Genomic DNA, 706 nt, shown 5'->3' with positions numbered 1-706 from the left:
GACGGACGCACGCCGCTGCCGCGCCTGCCGGCGATCTGGGGCGGGCTGGTGCCGCAGGCGCAGGAGGTGGATGGCAAGCGCTACATGATCGCCGAGCGCGACATCCAGGGCTTGAAGAACGCGCCGTTCCGCATTCCCGACGCGCAGGGCAAGCCGCTGCCGAACGGCGTGATCACGCGCGACCTCTGGCATCGCTTCTACCAGAACCAGATGCAGATCAACGCCGGCCGCAACGACCAGTTCGCGGCCTGGGCCGATTCGGGCGGCCTGGTGATGGGCCACTACCGGAACTCGGCCGAGACGCTGCGGCTCTGGCAACTGGCGCGCGAATACACGCTCTGCGACAACTTCTTCATGGCCGCCTTCGGCGGCTCCTGGCTGAACCACATGTTCCTGATCTCGGCGCAGGCGCCGTTCTATCCGGACATCGCCAGCAGCCCGGCCAAGCACCTGGCCTCGGTGGTCGAGGGTGACGACCCGGCCGGCACGCGCCTGAAGCAGGCGGGCGACTCGCCGGCCTCGGCGCTCGACGGCCCGCCAAAGTTCGTCAACGACGGCCTGTTCACACCCGACGGCTATGCCGTCAACACCATGGCGCCGCCCTACCAGCCCAGCAACGTGCGCCCGCCCGAGGACGGCAACCCGGCCTATGCCGATCCGTCGAACCCGCGCGTGCTGCCGCCGCAGCGCTACGCGACCATCGGCG

General features: G+C 69.7%; 1 protein-coding gene. It reads left to right on the top strand.

Annotation, left to right across the window (positions count from 1 at the left end; all coding sequences use genetic code 11):
• A partial coding sequence (acpA, locus tag FQ755_RS02315; protein ID WP_144150602.1) for an acid phosphatase occupies nt 1-706 on the top strand: 706 nt, incomplete at both ends.

Source organism: Paraburkholderia sp. BCC1885, from assembly GCF_900996235.1.
Taxonomy (GTDB): Bacteria; Pseudomonadota; Gammaproteobacteria; order Burkholderiales; family Burkholderiaceae; genus Paraburkholderia.
The sequence above is the reverse complement of the archived record's forward strand: the minus strand, read 5'-3'. Positions and strand labels throughout refer to the sequence as shown.